A 19,143-nucleotide genomic window follows, 5' to 3' on the forward strand; every position below is an offset into this window, starting at 1 on the left:
CATGTCCGAGGCGGTTCGCTGAAGTAGCTTCCGATATATCGTTGACGCATCGCGATGGGTCAACGATAGTTGAGGTATCGGACAGACATCGGACAGCCGATGACGAGATCACGAAGAGACGAAAGGAGCGCGGTCATGCGTTCACGCGGACAGCACGGACAGGACCCCGGCCACGAGCGGGGCCGGGGCCACGGCCACTGCGGGCCCGATCGTCGGGAGGAGTTCGCGGGGCTGCGCGCCGCCTTCGGCCCGTTCGGGCCGCCCTTCGGCGGCGGGCCCTTCGGCGGGCGCGGCGGCCGCGGCGGACCGCGGGGCCGGGCGCGCCGCGGCGACGTGCGCGCCTCGATCCTGGCGCTGCTCGTCGACCGGCCGATGCACGGTTACGAGATGATCCAGGAGATCGTCGAGCGCAGCGGCGGGGTCTGGAAGCCCAGCCCCGGCTCGGTCTACCCGACTCTGCAGCTGCTCGAGGACGAGGGTCTGATCAGGAGCGAGAGCGAGGGCGGCAAGAAGCTGTTCACGCTTACCGACGCCGGCCGTACCGAGGCCGAGTCGGGCCCGTCGGCCCCCTGGGCCGAGGCGGGGCGCGGCTTCGACTTCGAGGCGATGAGCGAGATCCGGACGGCCGGCTTCGGCCTGATGGAGGCCTTCGGTCAGGTCTGGAAGACCGGCTCGGCCGAACAGCGGGACAAGGCCGTCGCCGTGATCAACGATGCCCGCAAGAAGCTCTACCTGATCCTGGCCGACGAGCACTGAGCGGCCGACGGGCGGCGGCCTCTGGATCGGCGGCCGGCGGCCAGTGGTCGCGGCAGAAGGACCGGCGCGCCCCGTGAGGACTCCTCGCGGGGCGCGCCGCCGTGTTGTGTGTACGTGTGTACGTGTGTGTACGGACGGACGGACGGGTCCGGGGAGGTCAGGCGACCAGGCCGGCCAGCTTGCGCAGTGATTCGTTCAGTGCGGCGGTGGCCGAGTCCTTGAGCTTGCCGGCCATCAGGGAGACGGCGGCTCCCGTGAACTCCCCGTCGATGCGGACGGTGGTGGCCCCGCCCTCGGGGGTCAGGGTGTAGCGGGTGAGGACGGCCACGCCCATCGGGCCCTTGCCGGTGATCGCGAAGAGGTGCTCGTCCTCCAGCTCCGAGACCGTCCAGACCACCTCGGCGGGGAAGCCCATCATCTTCATGTTCTCCGCGAAGGTGGCCCCGACCGTGAAGGTCTCCGGGCCGCCCGCCGGGAAGTTCGTGTGGGTCATGCTCCACTGGCCGTACGCGTCCCAGTCCGTCAGCTGGGCCCAGAGCTTCGCGGCGGACGCCTCGATGCGTGATTCCGCGGTGACTTCGGCCATGCGACCACCCCTTCTCGTCGGGTACGTGCGGCGGAACGTAGCCCCGGCGGCCGGAACATTCAATACTGACGACCTGTCAGATATCGCCGGTTCCGGAGAGGTGCTGCGCAGGGTCCGTCTCAACAGGTGTCTGGTACATGACGGTGCTGACCGGCCCTGCCATGATGGCCCGATGCAAGCGTCAGGAAGAAGCGCCGGACTGGGCCTCGCCCTCGTCGCGGCGTGCGCGTTCGGTAGTTCCGGAGTGGCGGCGAAGCCGCTGATCGAGGCGGGTCTGGACCCCCTCCACATGGTGTGGCTGAGGGTGGCCGGGGCAGCGCTCGTACTGTCTCCGCTGGCCTGGCGCCACCGCGACCTGGTGCGCCGCAAACCTGCGCTGCTGGCCGGCTTCGGACTCGTCGCCGTCGCGGGCGTGCAGGCCTTCTACTTCGCCTCCCTGGCGCGGATCCCGGTCGGCGTGGCCCTGCTGCTGGAGTACCTGGGACCGGCGCTCCTCCTCGGCTGGATCCGCTTCGTGCAGCGCAAGCCGGTGACCCGGGCGGCCGCAGCGGGCGTCGCCGTGGCCGTCGTCGGCCTGGCCTGTGTCGTCCAGATCTGGGCGGGGCTGAGCCTGGACCCGCTCGGGGTGCTGCTCGGCCTCGCCGCGGCCTGCTGCCAGGCCTTCTACTTCGTCTTCGCCGACCAGGGCGCCGACGGGGACGAGGCTCCCGACCCGGTCGGGGTGATCGCGTACGGCATGCTCGTCGGCACCCTGGTGATGACGGTGATCGCCCGGCCGTGGGAGATGGACTGGGGCGTACTGGCCGGACAGGCGGCCGTCGGCGACACGATGATGCCCGCGGCGGCGCTGCTCGCCTGGGTGGTGCTCATCGCGACCGTCTTCGCCTACCTGACCGGCGTGGTCTCGGTGCGCAAGCTCTCCCCGCAGGTCGCCGGGGTGGTGGCCTGCCTGGAGGCGGTCGTCGCCACCGTGCTGGCCTGGGTACTGCTCGGCGAACACCTCGCCACCTGGCAGATCGTGGGCGGGGCGCTGGTACTGGGCGGCGCCTTCATCGCGCAGTCCTCGCGGCCCACCCCGCAGGGCGCGGCCGACCCGGCCGTGCTCGACCGGGAGGACCGGGAGCCCACCGGCGCCCGGTGAACGCCGGTGCCGCGGGCCGGGCGCGCCTGGCGTGAGCGGCCCGGCACCCCGTAGGGTGGCGATCATGCCGTCGACCGTGCTTCCGCCTCCCGCCGCCTAGGGCGGCGCCCCCACGCTGTTGGACCCGGCCCGGGCTGTTCCCGGGCGGGTACGCGCTGCCCGCGAAGAGATGACCTGCTCCTCTCCTTCACGCATGCGCGGAGACCCACGTGTCGAACCATTCGCCCGCTGCCGGGCGCAGTCTGCTGTACCTCGTCGTCGCCGGAGCCGCCTGGGGCACCGCCGGGGCGGCCGCCTCCCTCCTCTTCCTGGCCAGTGACCTCGGCCCGCTCGCCCTGTCCTTCTGGCGGTGCGCGGGCGGGCTCGTCGTACTGCTCCCGGTGCTCGCCGTACGCCGCCGCCGCGCCGTCCCCGGGCGGACGCGGCCGTCGGCCGGCTCCCTGATCGGGACGGGGCTGCTGTTCACCCTCTTCCAGGCCGCCTACTTCGGCGCGGTGCGCGAGACCGGCCTCGCGGTCGGCACCGTGGTCACCCTCGGCGCCGGGCCGGTGCTGATCGCCGTCGGGGCCCGGTACTGGATGGGCGAGCGCCTCGGCCGGGGCGGGTCCGTCGCCGTCGTGGGGGCGCTGGCCGGGCTGGCCGTCCTGGTGCTGGGCAGCGGGGCCGGGGAGGTGCGGCCGCTCGGCGTCGGCTGGGCGCTGCTGTCGGCCGCGGGGTACGCGGCGATGACCCTGCGGGCCCGGTGGCTCGGGCAGCGCGGGGCGGGCGGGGACCCGTTGGTCACCACCGTCTGGTCGGTGGGGGTGGGCGCGGTGTGCCTGCTGCCGCTCGCCGTGCTGGAGGGCATGGCGCCGCACGCCGCCGAACCGGGGCGGGTGCTCTGGCTGCTGGTGTACGTGGCCGTCGTGCCGACGGCCCTGGCGTACGCGCTCTACTTCACCGGGGCCGCCGCGGTACGGGCCGCGACCGTCTCCGTGATCATGCTGATCGAGCCGGTGAGCGCGGCGGCGATCGCGGTCCTGCTGCTCGGGGAGCGGCTGACCGGCGCCGTGGTGCTGGGCACCGTACTGCTGCTGACGGCGGTGGGGGCCCTGATCGCGGCGGAATCCCGCCGTCCGGCGGACGGGGCGGCCGGTGGTCCGGCGTCGCTGCCCGCCGCCGTGCGGCAGAGTCCTCAGAGCGCCGCGAGGTAGCCCGGGATGGCGATGCCGGGGGCCAGGTCCGCGGCGGGCACGGGGGTCCCGTATGCCGGGGCGACCGGGACCACGCCCGACCAGTAGGGCAGGTCCAGGTCCTCGGCGTCGTCGTTCGGGCCGCCGGTACGGATCTTCGCGGACACCTCGTTCAGGTCCAGGCGGATCACGGCGGTGGCCGCGAGCTCCTTGGCGTCGGCGGGCCGGGCGTCGGCGGAGCGGCCGGGCACCACCTGGTCGACGAGGGCGTCCAGGGCCATGCGGCACTCCGCCTCGTCGGTGACCTGGTAGGCCGTTCCCTGGACGACCACCGAGCGGTAGTTGAGGGAGTGGTGGAAGGCCGACCGGGCCAGCACCAGGCCGTCGACGTGGGTCACGGTCACGCAGACGGGCAGCCCCGGGTCCGCCTTGCCCGCGGCGAGCAGCGGGCGCGATCCGGTGGAGCCGTGGATGTACAGGGCCTCGCCGACCCGGCCGAACAGCGTGGGCAGGACCACCGGGGCGTCGTCGCGGACGAAGCCGAGGTGGCAGACGTACGCCTGGTCGAGTATCGAGTGCACCGTCTCGCGGTCGTAGCGGGCCCGGTCGCGGGAGCGGCTGGGGACCGTGCGGCCGGTGGGTTCGTAGGTGCCGGTCGACTCGGTGGCGGGCGTGGCAGCCATGATGGAAACTCCGTTGTACTAGTGCATACTTGTCTTTGTGCTAGAAGATTATCGGATCGTTGGGCGCCGCGCATCGGATATCGCGGCCAGTGTCGAAGCGGGCGTGGGCTCGGGCGCGCTCGCCCCCGGAACGCTGCTGCCGCCGATGCGGGAGCTGGCCGGTGTGCTGGGGGTGAACCCGAACACCGTGGCCGCCGCGTACCGGACCCTGCGCGAGCGCGGGGTCATCGAGACCGACGGGCGGCGCGGCAGCCGGGTGCGGCCCCGCCCGTCGAGCACGCCGCGGGACGCACCGCCGATGACCGTGCCGGCGGGCGTACGCGACATCGCGGCGGGCAATCCGGACGTGGCGCTGCTCCCCGCGCTCGACGGGGCGCTGGCCGCCGCCGCCCGGCGCTACGCGCAGGCGCCGACCCTCTACGGGGAGGATCCGGTCGTCCCGGACCTGGCGCGGCTCGCCCGCGCGGCCTTCGACGCGGAGGGGGTGCCGGCCGGGCCGGTCGCGGTCACCTCGGGCGCCCTGGACGGGATCGAACGGGTGCTGTCCGCGCACCTGCGGCCGGGGGACGCGGTCGCGGTCGAGGACCCGGGGTGGGGCAGCGTGCTGGACCTGGTCCCGGCGCTCGGGCTGCGGATCCTGCCGGTCGCGGTGGACGACGACGGCCCGGTGGCCGAGGCGGTGGCGGGCGCGCTGGCCGACGGGGCGCGGGCGCTGCTGGTGACCTCGCGGGCGCAGAACCCGACCGGGGCGGTGCTGGGCGAGGCGCGGGCGCGGGAGCTACGGGACGTGCTCGCCCGGTACCCCGAGGTGCTGCTGATCGAGGACGACCACGGCCACAGCTTCGTCGACCTGCCGTTGCGGACGCTGGGCGGCGTGACCCGGAAGTGGGCGCTGATCCGGTCCACGGCGAAGGCGTACGGGCCGGACCTGCGGCTGGCGGTGCTGACGGGTGACGAGGTGACGCTGGACCGGGTACGGGGGCGGCAGCGGCTGGGCCAGGGGTGGGTGAGCCGGCTGCTCCAGTACGCGGTCGTGGAGCTGTGGACCTCGGGGGCGGTGGACCGGGCCGCGGTGGCGCGCGCGTACGGGGTGCGGCGCGACGGGCTCGTCGAGGCCCTGCGGGAGCGGGGGGTGCGGGCGTACGGGCGGAGCGGGATGAACGTGTGGGTGCCCGTCGCCGACGAGACGGGGGCGGTGACCCGGCTGCTGGGCGCGGGCTGGGCGGTGGCCGCGGGGGCCCGCTTCCGCGTCGAGACGGGGCCGGCCGTGCGGCTGACGGTGTCACAGGTGGCGCCGGCGGAGGTACCGGGCCTGGCGGACGCGGTGGCGGCAGCGGTGCGGCCCGAGGCGTCGGGGGTCCGGTACGTCTGAGCGCGGGCCCCCGGCCCTGTGTCCTGGCGCTCCGCCCCGGACCCCGCGCCTCAAACGCCGACGGGGCTGGAACCGGCCCGGCCGGTGGCTCAGCCGGGCCTGCGGGCGCCGGGACGGGTCTGGGTGAGGGCGGCTCCGGCCAGGACGATCGCCGCGCCGACCGGGGTGTTCCAGTGCAGCTGTTCGCCGAGGACCAGGACGCCCGCCGCGGTGGCGATGACCGGGATGAAGTAGGTGACCATCTGGGCGGTGGTCGGGCCGACCTCCGTCACCAGGCCGTACTGCATCTGGAGTGCCATGCCGGTGCCGAGGGCGCCCAGCGCGACGACCGACAGGGTGGGCCAGAGCGGGAAGGATGCGGGGGCCGAGGTGAACAGGGCGCTGACGAGGCCCAGCTGGAGCGTGGAGACCAGCAGCTGGGCTCCGGTCAGGGCCACCGGGGAGCCGGGAACGGCCGCCAGCGTGCGGCGGACGTAGATCCAGCCGATGGGGTAGCAGAGCGAGGCCAGCAGGGCGAGCGCGGTGCCCTTGGCGTCGATGCCGGAGAAGCCCTGCCAGGCGCCGAGGACGATGAGCACGCCGAGGAAGCCCAGCCCCAGGCCCGCGAACCGGCGGCGCGTCGGGCGGTCCTCGGACAGGGCGACCATCGACAGGGCCATGCCCCACAGCGGGGAGGTGGCGTTGCAGATGCCGGCCAGGCTGGAGGGGATGCTCAGCTCCGCGTAGGCGAAGAGGGAGAACGGCGCGGTGTTGAGCAGGACCGCCGCCACCGCGAGGTGGCCCCAGGTGCGCCGCCCCCGGGGGAGCGGCTCGCGGCGGACCGCCAGCACGGCGACGAGGGCGAGCGCCCCGAACAGGACCCGGCCCAGGGCCACCTGGAACGGCGCGTACGCCTCCGTGCCCACCTTGATCAGCAGGAAGCTGAAGCCCCAGACCACCGAGAGGATCGCGAAGCGGACGCGCCAGTCCAGGCAGCGGACCCGGAGGCCCTCGCGGCCCCGGCGCACGGCCGGACGGGTGGCGGTGGGCGCGGGGGCGGGGGCGGGGGCGGTGCAGGACCCGACGCCGGGGGTGGTGGCGGCAGGAGCGGCTGCGGCGGCGGGGGCCGGGAGGGGTCGCCGGGGTGTGCTGGGTGCGCTCATGCCCCCCACTCTGCGGCTATCAACTTCGTAGGACAAGCGAGAGTTTTTGAGGGTGACGGCGTAGCATCGCTTACATGTTGAACCTGGAGCGCCTGCGCACCCTCGACGCCCTCGCCCGCCACGGCTCGGTCAGCGGCGCGGCCGACGGGCTCCACGTCACCACGTCCGCGGTGTCCCAGCAGATGGCCAAGCTGGAACGCGAGGTCGGTCAGCCCCTCGTCGCCAGGAACGGGCGCGGGGTCCGGCTCACCGACGCGGGCCGGCTGCTCGCCGATCACGCGGCCCGGATCATCTCCCAGGTGGAGCTCGCCCAGGCCGATGTCGAGGCCCAGCGGGGACGCGCCGTCGGCGAGCTGCGGATCGGCGCCTTCCCGACCGCGATGCGCGGACTGCTGCCGCGGGCCCTGTCCGCCCTGCGCACGGACCATCCCGAGCTGCGGGCCCTGGTGCGCGAGCAGGAGCCGGAGGTGAGCATGGCAGCCGTCGTACGCGGGGACCTCGACCTGGCCCTGGCCATCGACTGGCACAACAAGCGGATGCCGGTGCCCGCCGAACTCACCCGTACGCACCTGCTGGACGACTCCGTCGACATCGCGGTCCCGGCCGGCCACCGGCTGGCCGACCGCACCGAGGTCTCCCTCGCCGAATTCGCCGACGACGACTGGATCTCCTGGAACGAGGGCCAGTTCTGTCACGAGTGGCTCGTCTACACCCTGCGCGGTACGGGGACCGAGCCGCGGATCACCCACATCGCCGAGGAGCACCACACCCAGTTGTCCTTCGTGGAGGCCGGGCTCGGGGTCTGCGTGACGCCGAGGCTGGGGCGAGGTCCGGTGTCGGAGGGGGTCCGGCTCCTGCCGGTCTGCGATTTCGTACGCCGCCACGTGTACGCCGTCTGGCGGGCGGACGCCGACCGGCGGCCCTCCGTCCGGGCCGCCGTCGAGGCCCTGCGGCAGGCCGCCTCGGCGCAGTGACGGGAGTTCGACGACACTCCCCGGCTACAGCACTAGAGCTTGCGGAAGTCCCACGAGACGATCGACTCCGGCGTGAGGCGGATCCAGGCGTGCCGGCCGTCGTGCGGCATCTCCTCGATGCCGAAGTTCTTGACGGGGAAGATCCGTTCGGCCTCCGCCAGCTCCGGGCAGGGCTCGCCGGTGCGCGGGGCCTCGCCCACGAAGACGGCGCTGCCGGACAGTTCCACCCCGCGCAGTTCGTCGTAGGAATCGCCCGCGTCCACGACCACCGAGATCCGCGGGTCCTTGCGCAGGTCGGACCAGCGCCGGCTGCGCGTGATCGAGTACAGCCACAGCGAGGCCCCGTCCCAGGCGAACCACAGGGCGCCCACGTGCGGCCGCCCGTCCGGGGAGACGGTCGCCACCCGGCAGGTCCTCTGCTCGCGCAGGAAGGCGTCCACCTCGGCCTGGGTCATCATGATCCGGCGGCCGCGCCGCTGCCCCCGGTCCGTCCCGCCGCTCGGGTCCGTCCGGTCCGTCCGGCCGCTCGGGTCCGTCCGGCCGCTCGGGTCCGTCCGGTCCACGCGTGTCTCGTCCATCGGTCCTGCACCCCTTCACATCTGACTGTGTGTCAGGAATCATGAGGGCTCTTCCGACGCCACGCCAGGGGGAGCCATGCCGGACCTCGATCCCGCCACGACCGCGCTGCTCACCGTGGAGTGCCAGAACGGTGTCGTCGGAGAGGAGAGCGCGCTCCCGGAACTCGCCAAGGAGGCCCGGGACTCCGGGATGCTCGGCCGGATCGCCGCGCTGGCCGACGCCGCGCGCGGGGCCGGCGTACAGGTGCTGCACGCGGTCGCCGAGCGGCGGCCGGACGGGCTCGGGGCCAACACCAACGCGCGCCTGTTCCGCGCCGCGGGCAAGCTGCCCGTACGGCAGTTGACCGGGAGCCGGGCGGTGGAGGTCGCGGCCCCCATCGCGGTCGCCGGGCGGGACCTGGTCGTGCGCAGGCTGCACGGGCTCTCCCCGATGGCCGGAACCGATCTGGACGCCCTGCTGCGCAACCTCGGCATCCGCACCCTCGTGGTCACGGGGGTCTCCTCCAACATCGCGATCCCCAACACCGTCTTCGACGCCGTGAACCTCGGCTACCAGGTCGTCGTCCCGGCCGACGCCATCGCCGGAGTGCCCGCCTCCTGCACCGCCGAGGTGATCCGCAACTCCCTGGCGCTCGTCGCCACCATCACGACGGCCGAGGCCCTGCTTAAGCAGTGGGCTCCCGCGCGCTGACCCCCGTAACCTGGGCGGATGCTGTCCGAAGTGATCGCGACCCGCTATGTCACGCCCCTGCGTGAGGGCGGCTCGCTCCCAGGGATCGTCGAGGCCGACGACCTCGGTACCTACGTCATGAAATTCACCGGAGCCGGCCAGGGCCGCAAGACCCTGGTCGCCGAGGTCATCTGCGGCCGCCTGGCGCAGCGGCTGGGCCTGCGGGTCCCGCGGCTGGTCCAGATGCAGCTCGACCCCGTCATCGGGCTCGGCGAGCCCGACCAGGAGGTCCAGGAGCTGCTCAAGGCCAGCGGCGGGCTCAACCTCGGCATGGACTACCTGCCCGGCTCGATCGGCTTCGACCCGCTCGCGTACCAGGTGGACCCGGTCGAGGCGGGGCGCGTGGTCTGGTTCGACGCCCTGATCAACAACGTCGACCGGTCCTGGCGCAACCCGAACATGCTGGTCTGGCACGGGGACGTCTGGCTCATCGACCACGGCGCCACCATGATCTGGCACCACAACTGGCCCACCGCCCAGGCCGCGGCCGCCAAGCCCTACAACGCCTCCGACCACGTACTGGCCCCCGTGGGGCCGGACATCGAAGCCGCCGCAGCCGCGCTCGCGCCGCTGGTCACCGAGGAGCTGCTCACCGAGGTGGCGGCCGACGTCCCCGACGAGTGGCTGGTCGACGAGCCCGGCTTCGACTCCACCGACGCGCTGCGCCGCGCCTATGTGGAGGCGCTGCTGCCGCGCGCGGCCACGATCCACGAGAGGATCTCGATGGAGGCCGAGGTGAAGCCGCGGTCCGGACCGCCCGGCTGGCTCGCCGAACGCCTCGCCCCCCAGCCCCACCTGAAGAAGAGCGACAGCGAGTGATCAAGCGGGACGTGTTCGAGTACGCGCTGGTGCGCGTGGTGCCCCGGATGGAACGCGGCGAGTGTTTCAACGCGGGCGTGATCGTCTACTGCCGGGCGCACTCCTACGTCGCCGCGCGCACCCACCTCGACGAGGCGAAGCTCCTCGCGCTGGATCCGGAGGCGGATGTGGCCGGTGTGCGGGCTGCGCTGCGCGGGGTCGAGGGGTTGTGCAGTGGCGGCGCCGCGGCGGGGCAGGCGGCGGGTGACGACGCAGGCCGTCGCTTCCGCTGGCTGATCGCCCCGCGCAGCACGGTGGTGCAGCCGGGGCCGGTGCACACCGGCCTCACGGCCGATCCTGCGGCGGAGGTGGAGCGGCTGCTGGACCTGCTGGTCCGCTGACCGGGGGTCCGGCCGGTGGTCGGGTGCCGCGCCGCTGCGGGGGCTCCGCCCCCGGGCCCCCGCGCCTCAAACGCCGGCGGGGCTGGATTCGGCCCCCGCGCCTGTTGGCGGTGCTGGAATTGACCCGCGCGCCTCGAACGCCGGCGGGGCTGGAACCGGCCCGCGCGCCTCAAACGTTGGCGGGTTGGAATCGGCCCGCGCCGACTCGGACGGTGGCCGGGCCTGGTGGGCGTTGACACCGGGTGCCAGGGCTCCTAGCGTCTCCTCAGCTGAAGCTACTAAGCGGTTGCTCACCTCTGGGCGGCCGTCTCTCAAGGGCGAGGAGATCCAGCATGTCCACCACCGAGCAGCGCGTCGCGATCGTGACCGGGGCGGCCCGGGGCATCGGCGCGGCCACCGCCCTGCGCCTGGCCGCCGAGGGCCGCGCGGTCGCCGTACTGGACCTCGACGAGGCGGCCTGCAAGGACACCGTGGAGGCGATCACGGCGGCCGGCGGCAAGGCCCTGGCGGTCGGCTGCGACGTCTCCGACGGCGCGCAGGTGGAGGCGGCCGTCGCGCGCGTCGCGAGCGAGCTCGGCGCCCCGACCGTCCTGGTCAACAACGCGGGCGTGCTCCGCGACAACCTGCTGTTCAAGATGAGCGAGACCGACTGGGACACGGTCATGAACGTGCACCTGCGCGGCGCCTTCCTGATGTCGAAGGCCTGTCAGAAGTACATGGTGGAGGCCAAGTTCGGCCGCATCGTGAACCTCTCCAGCAGCTCGGCGCTCGGCAACCGCGGCCAGGCCAACTACTCCGCCGCCAAGGCCGGCCTGCAGGGCTTCACCAAGACCCTGGCCTTCGAGCTCGGCAAGTTCGGCGTCACCGCCAACGCCGTCGCCCCCGGCTTCATCGTCACCGAGATGACCGCCCAGACGGCCGCCCGCGTCGGCATGGGCTTCGAGGACTTCCAGGCGGCCGCCGCCACCCAGATCCCCGTACAGCGCGTGGGCCGTCCGGACGACATCGCCAACGCCATCGCCTTCTTCACCGGCGAGGCCGCCGGCTTCGTCTCCGGCCAGGTCATGTACGTGGCCGGCGGCCCGCTCAACTGACGAGCTCACGAGAGGCAGGGCGTACGGCATGACGTACAACGGCATCGACAGCGGCAAGGTCGCACTGATCACCGGGGCGAGCCGGGGCATCGGATACGGGATCGCCGAGGCGCTGGTCGCCCGCGGCGACCGGCTCTGCATCACCGGGCGCAACGAGGAGGCCCTCAAGGAGGCCGTCGAGCGGCTCGGCGCCGACCGGGTCATCGGGGTCGCAGGGAAGGCGCACGACGAGGCCCACCAGGCCGTCGCCGTGGAGCGCACGATGGAGGCCTTCGGCCGCGTCGACTTCCTGATCAACAATGCGGGCACCAATCCGGTCTTCGGTCCGATCGCGGACCTGGACCTCGGGGTCGCGCGCAAGGTCTTCGAGACGAACGTGATCTCGGCGCTCGGTTTCGCCCAGCGGACCTGGCACGCCTGGCAGAAGGAGAACGGCGGTGCGATCGTGAACATCGCCTCCATCGCCGGGGTCTCCGCCTCGCCCTTCATCGGCGCGTACGGGATCAGCAAGGCCGCCATGGTCAACCTGACCCTTCAGCTCGCCCACGAGATGGCTCCCGGGGTCCGGGTCAACGCGATCGCCCCCGCCGTGGTCAAGACGAAGTTCGCGCAGGCGCTCTACGAGGGCCGGGAGCAGGAGGCCGCGGCCGCCTATCCGCTCGGCCGCCTCGGGGTTCCGGAGGACATCGGAGGGGCCGCGGCATTTCTTACCTCCGCGCAAGCGGAATGGATCACTGGGCAAACTCTCATCGTTGACGGGGGAATGTTCCTCAATGCCGGAGTGCACTGACCGATAATCGGACGCATTTACCTCAAAAAGGGAGGCAAATGCGTACCGAATATGCACGGAACCGGTCAAGTGCCCCACGAAACTAACGCATTGGATTCGTGGGGCACTGCGGTAGGGTCTGCCGCACCCCTGGCTGATCGAGGAGCGTGCACGTGTTCAACCGGACCAGATGCCTGCAGATCACTGCGGCCCTTGCGTCCATATCCCTGCTCGCCGGATGCGGCCTGCTGTCGGAGGAAGACGACGGCGAGGCCAAGCGCATCGTCGTGGGCACGACGAGCGCACCGAGCACCCTCGATCCGGCGGCCGCATGGGACGGCTCCTGGGAGCTGTACCGGAACGTCTACCAGACCCTGCTGGCCTTCCCCACGGGCTCCACCAAGCCCCAGCCGGACGCCGCCCAGAGCTGCGAGTTCACCGACGCCGCGAACGCGGCCTACCGGTGCACCCTGCGCAAGGGCCTGAAGTTCTCCAACGGGGAGCCGCTCGACTCCAAGGCCGTCAAGCACTCCCTGGACCGGATCCGGACCATCGGTTCCAAGGTCGGCCCCAAGGACCTCTTCGGCAGCCTGGACAAGATCGAGGCCCCGGACGCGCTGACGGTCGTCTTCCACCTGAAGACCCCCGACGCCACCTTCCCGTACGTCCTCGGCTCGCCCGCCGCCTCCCTGGTCGCCCCCAAGGACTACCCCGCGGACAAGGTGCGCGGGGACGGCAAGGTGACCGGTTCCGGCCCGTACGTCCTGGATTCGTACAAGGAAGGCGCCGAGTCGGTCCTCAGCCGGAACGGCAGCTACACCGGCTTCGCCAACCGCCGTAACGACGCGGTGACCATCCGCTACTTCACCGACTCCACGAAGATGGTCTCCGCACTCAAGGGCAAGGAGATCGACGCCACCTACCGAGGCCTGTCCGCCCCGGAGATCAGGGACCTCCAGAGCCCCGAGTCGCACAACCAGGGCGTCCAGGTCGTCGAGAACGTCGGCGCCGAGATCCGCTACCTGGTCTTCAACCCCAAGGACCCGGCGGTCAACAAGCTCCCCGTCCGCCAGGCGATAGCCCAGATCATCGACCGCGGGGCCCTCGTCTCCAAGGTCTACCAGGGCACCGCCGAGCCGCTGTACTCGATGGTCCCCAAGGGCGTCGTCGGCCACAAGACGCCGTACTACGACCAGTACGGGCACGCGGACGTCGAAAAGGCCAAGAAGATCCTCAAGGACGCCGGGATCAACCAGCCGGTGGAACTGACCTTCTGGTACACCACCGACCGCTACGGCTCCTCCACCGCCGACGAGTTCACCGAGCTCAAGCGGCAGCTCGACGAGAGCAAGCTGTTCAAGATCACCTTGCGCAGTCAGCCCTGGAAGGCCTTCCAGGAGGGCTACAAGAACGGCGAGTACCCGATCTTCGGCCGCGGCTGGTTCCCCGACTTCCCGGACCCGGACAACTTCATCGCGCCGTTCGTCGGCAAGGAGAACGCGGTCGGCACCCCGTACGAGCCCGCCAACATCCTGAACGACCTGCTGCCCAAGACCCGCCGCGAGAGCGACCGGTCGGCCGGTGTCCGCGAGTTCGAACAGGCCCAGCAGACCTTCGCCCAGGACGTCCGGCTGCTGCCGCTGTGGCAGGGCAAGCTCTACGTCGCCGCGCGCGAGGACATCGCGGGCGGCGAGCGGGCGCTGGACCCGCAGACCGCCATGCAGATGTGGGAGCTGTACCGCAAGACCAGCTGGTAGCCGCTCCGGCGGCACGGGCGGTGGGGACGATTGTCAGTGGCCCCCGGTAGGTTCATAGCAGTTGCACGAACTTGTACCGGAGGTTGTCGCCGTGACCCAGATGCTGCCCGAGTCCTGGCTCCCCGTCCTCGGCGGGGAGCTGGACCAGCCCTACTTCAAGGAACTCACCGAGTTCGTCGAGAAGGAGCGGGCGAACGGGCCGGTCTACCCGCCCCGCGAGGAGGTCTTCGCGGCCCTGGAGGCCACACCCTTCGACCAGGTGAAGGTGCTGGTCCTCGGCCAGGACCCCTACCACGGCGCCGGCCAGGGCCACGGCCTGTGCTTCTCCGTGCGCCCCGGGGTCAAGACCCCGCCCTCGCTGCGCAACATCTACAAGGAGATGAAGGAGGAGCTCGGCCTGCCGGTCCCGGACAACGGGTACCTGATGCCGTGGGCCCGCCAGGGCGTCCTCCTGCTGAACGCGGTGCTCACCGTCCGCGAGGCCGAGCCCAACTCGCACAAGGGCAAGGGCTGGGAGAAGTTCACGGACGCGGTGATCCGCGCCGTGTCCGAGCGCCCCGACCCGGCCGTCTTCGTGCTGTGGGGCGCCTACGCCCAGAAGAAGATCCCGCTGATCGACGAGGAGCGGCACGTCGTCGTCAAGGGTGCCCACCCCTCCCCGCTGTCGGCCAAGAAGTTCTTCGGGTCCCGGCCCTTCACCCAGATCGACGCGGCCGTCGCCGCCCAGGGCCATGAGCCGATCGACTGGCGGATCCCGGACCTCGGCTGACGACCCACCGCGCCTCGGCGCCATTGCCGGTGCCTCCGGCTAACTTCTTGATGATCGGACCGGAGCAGGTCCGGCAGGACAAGCCGGAGGCCGCCTTGACGGAGCAGCAGGAGGCGTCGGAGGACGCCGTCATGACCAGGATCGGCCAGGCGGTCATCCTGCTGCACGCCGGGGACCGCGAGGAGGCCCGCAACCGGCTCGGCGAGATCTGGTCGGAGATCGGCGAGGAGGGCGACTCCCTGCACCGGTGCACGCTCGCGCACTACATGGCCGACGCCCAGGACGACCCCGCCGACGAGCTGGCCTGGGACCTGCGGGCCCTGACCGCCGCCGACGGGCTCCGGGACGCCCCCTCGGCGGAGCCGGAGCCGCACCTCGCGATGCGGGTGTTCTACCCGTCCCTGCACCTCAGTCTGGCCGCCGACTACGTCAAACTCCAGCGGCCCGAGGCGGCCCGGATTCACCTGGCGCGGGCCCGGGCGGCCACCGGGGCACTGTCCGACGACGGGTACGGGAACGGCGTACGGGCCGCCATCGCCCGGCTGGAGCGGCGCCTCGCCACGGAACCGGGCGGGGGCCCCAGGCCGTTCCCCGGGCAGTCCCCGTAGGGCCTCCACGGGCCCCCGAGGGCTCCCCGGGGGGTGACCTCGGGGGCCGTCAGCCTTCGCGGACGCCCGCGCAGATACGGGCCTCCGGGCTGTCCGGGTGCCAGCGTCCGTGCCGCCGCCCCAGCGCGCACACATCGGAGGGGCGCACCGGCAGCTCCCGCATCAGCTCGCGCGGAACCTCCGCCTCCTTCCTGGGACGGTGCGGCCGGCTACCCCGGTGCTCCACGGTGCGCTCGGACGGCTCCGCCGCTCCGGCGGCCCCGGGAACCGGCGGCGCGGCCTCGGCGGGCCGGACGGCCGCCTCGCGCGGGGTGTGCCCGGAGACCGGGGCTGCGGGGGCGGAGGGCGGCTGCCGGGCGGACAGCTCCGGCGCCGCCTCCAGCGCCTCCAGAGCGGGCGCCTGGACGACCACCGGCAGGCTTCCCGGTCCGCCGCGCGGCCCGTGCTGCGGCGGCGCCCCGGACGAGGGGGCGCCCGCAGGGTGCGCGGGGCCGGCGCTCACATTCACACAACCGGAGACGGCCGAAACGGCACAGGCGACTCCGAGCAGCAGCGTTGTCGTGGTTCGGGTTGGATGCACCCGTGCAACTCTGCTGCGTGCGCACCCCGTTGCGAAAACCCGCGGCCGATATTCACCCCGCACGGGTGACGTGGGGGACGTGTCCGGCCGATCGGCCCGGGCCGGTCCGGCCCGATCGGACGGACCGCCCTCACTCGCCCGTGGCGCCGTCGATCTGCTCGCGCAGCAGGTCGGCGTGGCCGTTGTGGCGCGCGTACTCCTCGATCATGTGGTGGTACACCCAGCGCAGGCTGAACACCTCGCCGCGGTGGTGGCTCGCGGAATCCGAACGGAGGTCCAGCGCATGGCCCTTCACTGCCTGACGCGCCAGCTCGGTCTCGGTCTGCCACACCTGCTCGGCCCGGGCCCAGGTGGCCGTGTCGGTGAAGTGGAAGTCGCCGTCCGGGTCCTCGCTCGTGCAGTACAGCTCGGGGAGGTCCTCGCCCGCCATGATCTCCCGGAACCAGTACCGCTCCACCTCCGCCAAGTGCCGTACGAGGCCCAGCAGACTGAGTTCGGACGGGGCGAGCGGGGTGCGGCGCAGCTGCTCGTCGTCGAGCCCCTCGCACTTCCAGGCCAGGGTGGCGCGGTGGTAGTCGAGCCAGCCCTCCAGCATCTCCCGCTCGTCGGCGGTGGTGGAGGGTTCGGTGCGGTGTGATCCGGAACTGGTGGTCATGGGGTCCATCTTCGGCGAACCACACCCCTGCCACCAGGGATTATGCTGCGAGCGTCCCACAAGGAACGTACGAGCAACGCACCAGGAGGCTCCCGGTGAAGGTCGGCTGCATCGGACTCGGCGACATCGCGCAGAAGGCGTACCTGCCCGTCCTCACCACCCGCCCGGGAGTGGAGCTGCACCTGCAGACCCGTACCCCGGCCACACTGGAGCGGATCGGCGAGATCCACCACGTCCCGACCGGGCGCCGGCACACCGATCTCGACGCGCTGCTCGCCGAAGGCCTCGACGCGGCCTTCGTGCACGCCCCGACCGCCGTCCACCCCGAGATCGTCACGCGGCTGCTGGAGGCCGGCGTTCCGACGTACGTGGACAAGCCGCTCGCCTACGAGCTCGCCGACTCACGGCGGCTGGTGGAACTGGCCGAGGAGCGCGGGGTGTCGCTGGCCGTCGGCTTCAACCGCCGTCACGCGCCCGGCTACGCGCAGTGCGCCGACCACCCGCGCGAACTGATCGTCATGCAGAAGAACCGGGTCGGCCTGCCGGAGGACCCGCGCACGCTGGTGCTGGACGACTTCATCCACGTCGTCGACACCCTGCGGTTCCTCCTGCCGGGGGAGGCCGACCACATCGACGTCCGAGCCGTGGTGCGCGAGGGGTTGATGCACCAGGTGGTGCTCCAGATGTCCGGCCGGGACGGCGGGGGGTTCACCGCGCTCGGCATCATGAACCGGCTGTCCGGCTCCACCGAGGAGATCCTGGAGGTCTCCGGCCAGGACACCAAGCGGCAGGTCGTCAACCTCGCGGAGATCATCGACCACAAGGGCCAGCCGACTGTGCGGCGGCGCGGGGACTGGGTGCCGGTCGCCCGCCAGCGGGGCATCGAGCAGGTCGTCGACGCCTTCCTGGAGGCCGTCGGGACCGGCAAGACCCTCAGCGCCCGGGACGCCCTGCTGACCCACGAACTGTGCGAGCGGGTGGTGCGCTCGGCCCTGGACCAGGCCTCCTGAGCGAGCGGGACCCCGCCACCGCGCAGTAGGCGGCCAGGGCCGCCAGGGCCGCGGCCACCGGCCAGTCCCCGAAGCGGACGTACGGGGTCGTGCCGCGGGCCAGCGGGACCTCGTACACGGCCGCGGTGCTCGCCGAGGTGGGCAGGGCGGCGCCGATCCGGTCGCCGGAGGGGCCGTGCACCGCGCTGATGCCGGTGAGGGTGGCGTGCACCATCGGGCGGCCGCTCTCGGCGGCCCGGAGGGCGGCCAGTGAGGCGTGCTGCGCCGGGGCCCAGCTGTCCTGGAAGGTGGAGGTCGCCGACTGGGCGACGAGCAGGCCGGCCCCCTCGCGGGTCAGGTGCCGGCCCATGTCGGGGAAGGCCGACTCGAAGCAGACCAGCGGGCCGACGCGCACGCCCGCGGGCAGGTCCATGACCACGGGTGCGGCGCCGCGCATGCGGTCCTCGCCGGCCGCCTTGCCGACGGAGGTGGCCCAGCCGAGCAGGGCGCGGGCCGGTACGTACTCGCCGAAGGGGACGAGCCGCATCTTGTCGTACCGCTCGCCGATGGGGCCCAGGGGGCCGACGAGCACCGAGCTCTTGTAGATCCCCGGGCGGTCCGAGCGGCGCGCGTCGACGTTCACCAGCAGCGGGGCCCCGACGTCCGCCGACAGCGAGGCCAGCCGCCGGGCCAGGTCCGGACGCGCGGTCAGGTCCGCGCCGACGCTGCTCTCGCCCCACACCACCAGGTCCACCGCCTGCCCGGCGCCGGTGTTGGTGCCCGTGCCGGTGTTGGTGTCCGTCCCCGCTTCGGCTCCCGCTCCGGCCAGGGCGCGGGTCAGGCGCTCCCCGGTGGCGAACCGGCGTTCCACACTGTCCTGGCCCGCCACCGGACCCGGCTGGACGACGGCCACCCGGAGCGTGCCCGACACCTCCGGCCGCGGCGCCCACAGCCACACCACCCCCGTCAGAACCGCGCAGCCCGTCACCCCGGCCACCGCGGGGACCCGCGCCCCCGGCACCGCGAGCAGCAGCACCAGCGCGCAGTTCACCGCGACCACCACCAGGCTCACCAGCCACACGCCGCCCACCGAGGCGAGCCGCAGCGCGGGCGGCACCTGCCACTGGCTCGCCCCCAGCAGCCCCCACGGCCCGCCCAGCCCCTGCCAGGACCGGGCCAGCTCCGACAGCAGCCAGCCCGCCGGTACGAGGACCAGCGCGGCCCCCGCCCGCCCCGCCGTCGGAACCCCGCCGAGCAACTCCCGCACCAGCAGGGCCCAGGGGATCCAGAGCAGGCCCACCAGGGCGGCCACCGGCAGCAGGAACACGTGCAGGCTGGGCAGCAGCCAGTGGTGGACGGCCACGATGAACGCGGCGCCGCCGAGCCAGCCCTCCAGGGCCGCGCGCCGCCCGGTTGCGGCCGACCTCAGCAGCAGCATCCAGGGCACGAGGGCGACGTAGGCGAACCACCACAGGGCGGGGGCGGGGAAGGCGAGGGCGGGCAGCGCCCCGCAGCCGAGCGCGGCCACCGGGCGCCACCGCGGGGACCCTCCGTCGCGAACCGGGACCATGGCACGCCTCCGCTTCCAG

General features: G+C 72.8%; 21 protein-coding genes. 14 read left to right on the forward strand and 7 right to left on the reverse strand.

All coding sequences use genetic code 11. From position 1 onward, the window contains the following. The first annotated feature begins 135 nt into the window (after window positions 1–135). On the forward strand, window positions 136–756 hold the full coding sequence (locus tag OG447_RS19460) for a PadR family transcriptional regulator (protein WP_266938079.1): 621 nt from the start codon (window positions 136–138) through the stop codon (window positions 754–756). A gap of 157 nt (window positions 757–913) precedes the next feature. On the opposite strand, the gene OG447_RS19465 is transcribed toward OG447_RS19460, so the two are convergent. Further along, the gene (locus tag OG447_RS19465; protein ID WP_266938080.1) at window positions 914–1,342 is read right to left on the reverse strand and encodes an SRPBCC family protein; all 429 of its coding nucleotides are present in this window, start codon (window positions 1,340–1,342) and stop codon (window positions 914–916) included. 172 nt (window positions 1,343–1,514) lie between these two features. On the opposite strand from OG447_RS19465, the gene OG447_RS19470 reads away from it, so the two are divergent. Both OG447_RS19470 and OG447_RS19475 read left to right on the forward strand, forming a co-directional pair. Beyond that, a complete protein-coding gene (locus OG447_RS19470; protein ID WP_266938081.1) occupies window positions 1,515–2,483 on the forward strand; it encodes a DMT family transporter in 969 nt (322 codons plus the stop codon). A gap of 209 nt (window positions 2,484–2,692) precedes the next feature. Beyond that, window positions 2,693–3,676 carry a DMT family transporter gene (locus tag OG447_RS19475; protein ID WP_266938082.1) on the forward strand — a complete coding sequence of 328 codons (984 nt, stop codon included), beginning with the start codon at window positions 2,693–2,695 and terminating at the stop codon, window positions 3,674–3,676. On the opposite strand, the gene OG447_RS19480 is transcribed toward OG447_RS19475, so the two are convergent. Continuing rightward, window positions 3,658–4,338 carry a pyridoxamine 5'-phosphate oxidase family protein gene (locus OG447_RS19480; RefSeq protein ID WP_266938083.1) on the reverse strand — a complete coding sequence of 227 codons (681 nt, stop codon included), beginning with the start codon at window positions 4,336–4,338 and terminating at the stop codon, window positions 3,658–3,660. The two genes, OG447_RS19475 and OG447_RS19480, sit on opposite strands and share 19 nt — an antisense overlap. Before the next feature lie 37 nt (window positions 4,339–4,375). Here OG447_RS19480 and OG447_RS19485 point away from each other — a divergent pair, with 37 nt between their 5' ends. Further along, a complete protein-coding gene (locus OG447_RS19485; RefSeq protein ID WP_266938084.1) occupies window positions 4,376–5,710 on the forward strand; it encodes an aminotransferase class I/II-fold pyridoxal phosphate-dependent enzyme in 1,335 nt (444 codons plus the stop codon). 89 nt (window positions 5,711–5,799) lie between these two features. Here OG447_RS19485 and OG447_RS19490 read toward each other — a convergent pair whose 3' ends face one another. Next, a complete protein-coding gene (locus OG447_RS19490; protein WP_266938085.1) occupies window positions 5,800–6,888 on the reverse strand; it encodes a DMT family transporter in 1,089 nt (362 codons plus the stop codon). A gap of 38 nt (window positions 6,889–6,926) precedes the next feature. Here OG447_RS19490 and OG447_RS19495 point away from each other — a divergent pair, with 38 nt between their 5' ends. Then, on the forward strand, window positions 6,927–7,826 hold the full coding sequence (locus tag OG447_RS19495; protein WP_266938086.1) for a LysR family transcriptional regulator: 900 nt from the start codon (window positions 6,927–6,929) through the stop codon (window positions 7,824–7,826). Window positions 7,827–7,858: 32 nt separating this feature from the next. Here OG447_RS19495 and OG447_RS19500 read toward each other — a convergent pair whose 3' ends face one another. After that, window positions 7,859–8,284 carry a pyridoxamine 5'-phosphate oxidase family protein gene (locus tag OG447_RS19500; RefSeq protein ID WP_266938944.1) on the reverse strand — a complete coding sequence of 142 codons (426 nt, stop codon included), beginning with the start codon at window positions 8,282–8,284 and terminating at the stop codon, window positions 7,859–7,861. Window positions 8,285–8,480: 196 nt separating this feature from the next. On the opposite strand from OG447_RS19500, the gene OG447_RS19505 reads away from it, so the two are divergent. The 8 genes from OG447_RS19505 (at window position 8,481) to OG447_RS19540 (ending at window position 15,330) form a co-directional block, all read left to right on the forward strand. Continuing rightward, window positions 8,481–9,095, forward strand: coding sequence for a cysteine hydrolase (locus tag OG447_RS19505; RefSeq protein WP_266938087.1), 615 nt, complete (start codon window positions 8,481–8,483; stop codon window positions 9,093–9,095). An 18-nt stretch (window positions 9,096–9,113) separates the two neighbouring features. Then, entirely contained in the window at window positions 9,114–9,953 is an 840-nt protein-coding gene (locus tag OG447_RS19510) for a HipA family kinase (protein ID WP_266938088.1), read from the forward strand. Next, window positions 9,950–10,333 (forward strand): DUF3037 domain-containing protein, encoded by a 384-nt coding sequence (locus tag OG447_RS19515; RefSeq protein ID WP_266938089.1) that lies wholly within the window; start codon window positions 9,950–9,952, stop codon window positions 10,331–10,333. The genes OG447_RS19510 and OG447_RS19515 overlap by 4 nt, the downstream gene beginning before the upstream one ends. A gap of 332 nt (window positions 10,334–10,665) precedes the next feature. Beyond that, window positions 10,666–11,427, forward strand: coding sequence for a 3-oxoacyl-ACP reductase FabG (fabG, locus tag OG447_RS19520; protein WP_266938090.1), 762 nt, complete (start codon window positions 10,666–10,668; stop codon window positions 11,425–11,427). A gap of 28 nt (window positions 11,428–11,455) precedes the next feature. Next, entirely contained in the window at window positions 11,456–12,217 is a 762-nt protein-coding gene (locus tag OG447_RS19525) for an SDR family oxidoreductase (protein WP_266938091.1), read from the forward strand. A gap of 152 nt (window positions 12,218–12,369) precedes the next feature. Beyond that, entirely contained in the window at window positions 12,370–13,953 is a 1,584-nt protein-coding gene (locus OG447_RS19530; RefSeq protein ID WP_266938092.1) for an ABC transporter substrate-binding protein, read from the forward strand. Between the two features lie 100 nt (window positions 13,954–14,053). Next, window positions 14,054–14,722, forward strand: a complete 669-nt coding sequence (gene ung, locus OG447_RS19535) for a uracil-DNA glycosylase (RefSeq protein ID WP_266938945.1) — start codon at window positions 14,054–14,056, stop codon at window positions 14,720–14,722. 95 nt (window positions 14,723–14,817) lie between these two features. Beyond that, the gene (locus OG447_RS19540) at window positions 14,818–15,330 is read left to right on the forward strand and encodes a hypothetical protein (protein WP_266938946.1); all 513 of its coding nucleotides are present in this window, start codon (window positions 14,818–14,820) and stop codon (window positions 15,328–15,330) included. Between the two features lie 49 nt (window positions 15,331–15,379). Here the strand turns inward: OG447_RS19540 and OG447_RS19545 are convergent, their stop codons facing one another. Both OG447_RS19545 and OG447_RS19550 read right to left on the reverse strand, forming a co-directional pair. Next, window positions 15,380–15,832 (reverse strand): hypothetical protein, encoded by a 453-nt coding sequence (locus tag OG447_RS19545; protein ID WP_266938093.1) that lies wholly within the window; start codon window positions 15,830–15,832, stop codon window positions 15,380–15,382. 208 nt (window positions 15,833–16,040) lie between these two features. Then, the gene (locus tag OG447_RS19550; protein WP_266938094.1) at window positions 16,041–16,565 is read right to left on the reverse strand and encodes a DinB family protein; all 525 of its coding nucleotides are present in this window, start codon (window positions 16,563–16,565) and stop codon (window positions 16,041–16,043) included. A gap of 95 nt (window positions 16,566–16,660) precedes the next feature. Between OG447_RS19550 and OG447_RS19555 the strand changes: the two genes are divergently transcribed. Continuing rightward, window positions 16,661–17,575, forward strand: coding sequence for a Gfo/Idh/MocA family protein (locus tag OG447_RS19555; protein ID WP_266938095.1), 915 nt, complete (start codon window positions 16,661–16,663; stop codon window positions 17,573–17,575). On the opposite strand, the gene lnt is transcribed toward OG447_RS19555, so the two are convergent. Next, window positions 17,499–19,124: an apolipoprotein N-acyltransferase gene (gene lnt / locus OG447_RS19560; protein ID WP_266938096.1), complete on the reverse strand. Its 1,626-nt coding sequence runs from the start codon at window positions 19,122–19,124 to the stop codon at window positions 17,499–17,501. The two genes, OG447_RS19555 and lnt, sit on opposite strands and share 77 nt — an antisense overlap. Window positions 19,125–19,143 lie beyond the last annotated feature (19 nt).

Origin of the sequence: Streptomyces sp. NBC_01408 (assembly GCF_026340255.1) — a bacterium.
GTDB lineage: Bacteria > Actinomycetota > Actinomycetes > Streptomycetales > Streptomycetaceae > Streptomyces.

Bases quoted from the DNA above. Each gene is read 5' to 3' on its own strand.
- OG447_RS19460 (WP_266938079.1), top strand. From the start codon at position 136: ATGCGTTCACGCGGACAGCACGGACAGGACCCCGGCCACGAGCGGGGC.
- OG447_RS19465 (WP_266938080.1), bottom strand. From the start codon at position 1,342: ATGGCCGAAGTCACCGCGGAATCACGCATCGAGGCGTCCGCCGCGAAG.
- OG447_RS19470 (WP_266938081.1), top strand. From the start codon at position 1,515: ATGCAAGCGTCAGGAAGAAGCGCCGGACTGGGCCTCGCCCTCGTCGCG.
- OG447_RS19480 (WP_266938083.1), bottom strand. From the start codon at position 4,338: ATGGCTGCCACGCCCGCCACCGAGTCGACCGGCACCTACGAACCCACC.
- OG447_RS19495 (WP_266938086.1), top strand. From the start codon at position 6,927: ATGTTGAACCTGGAGCGCCTGCGCACCCTCGACGCCCTCGCCCGCCAC.
- OG447_RS19500 (WP_266938944.1), bottom strand. From the start codon at position 8,284: ATGATGACCCAGGCCGAGGTGGACGCCTTCCTGCGCGAGCAGAGGACC.
- OG447_RS19505 (WP_266938087.1), top strand. From the start codon at position 8,481: ATGCCGGACCTCGATCCCGCCACGACCGCGCTGCTCACCGTGGAGTGC.
- OG447_RS19510 (WP_266938088.1), top strand. From the start codon at position 9,114: ATGCTGTCCGAAGTGATCGCGACCCGCTATGTCACGCCCCTGCGTGAG.
- fabG (WP_266938090.1), top strand. From the start codon at position 10,666: ATGTCCACCACCGAGCAGCGCGTCGCGATCGTGACCGGGGCGGCCCGG.
- OG447_RS19525 (WP_266938091.1), top strand. From the start codon at position 11,456: ATGACGTACAACGGCATCGACAGCGGCAAGGTCGCACTGATCACCGGG.
- ung (WP_266938945.1), top strand. From the start codon at position 14,054: ATGCTGCCCGAGTCCTGGCTCCCCGTCCTCGGCGGGGAGCTGGACCAG.
- OG447_RS19550 (WP_266938094.1), bottom strand. From the start codon at position 16,565: ATGACCACCAGTTCCGGATCACACCGCACCGAACCCTCCACCACCGCC.
- lnt (WP_266938096.1), bottom strand. From the start codon at position 19,124: ATGGTCCCGGTTCGCGACGGAGGGTCCCCGCGGTGGCGCCCGGTGGCC.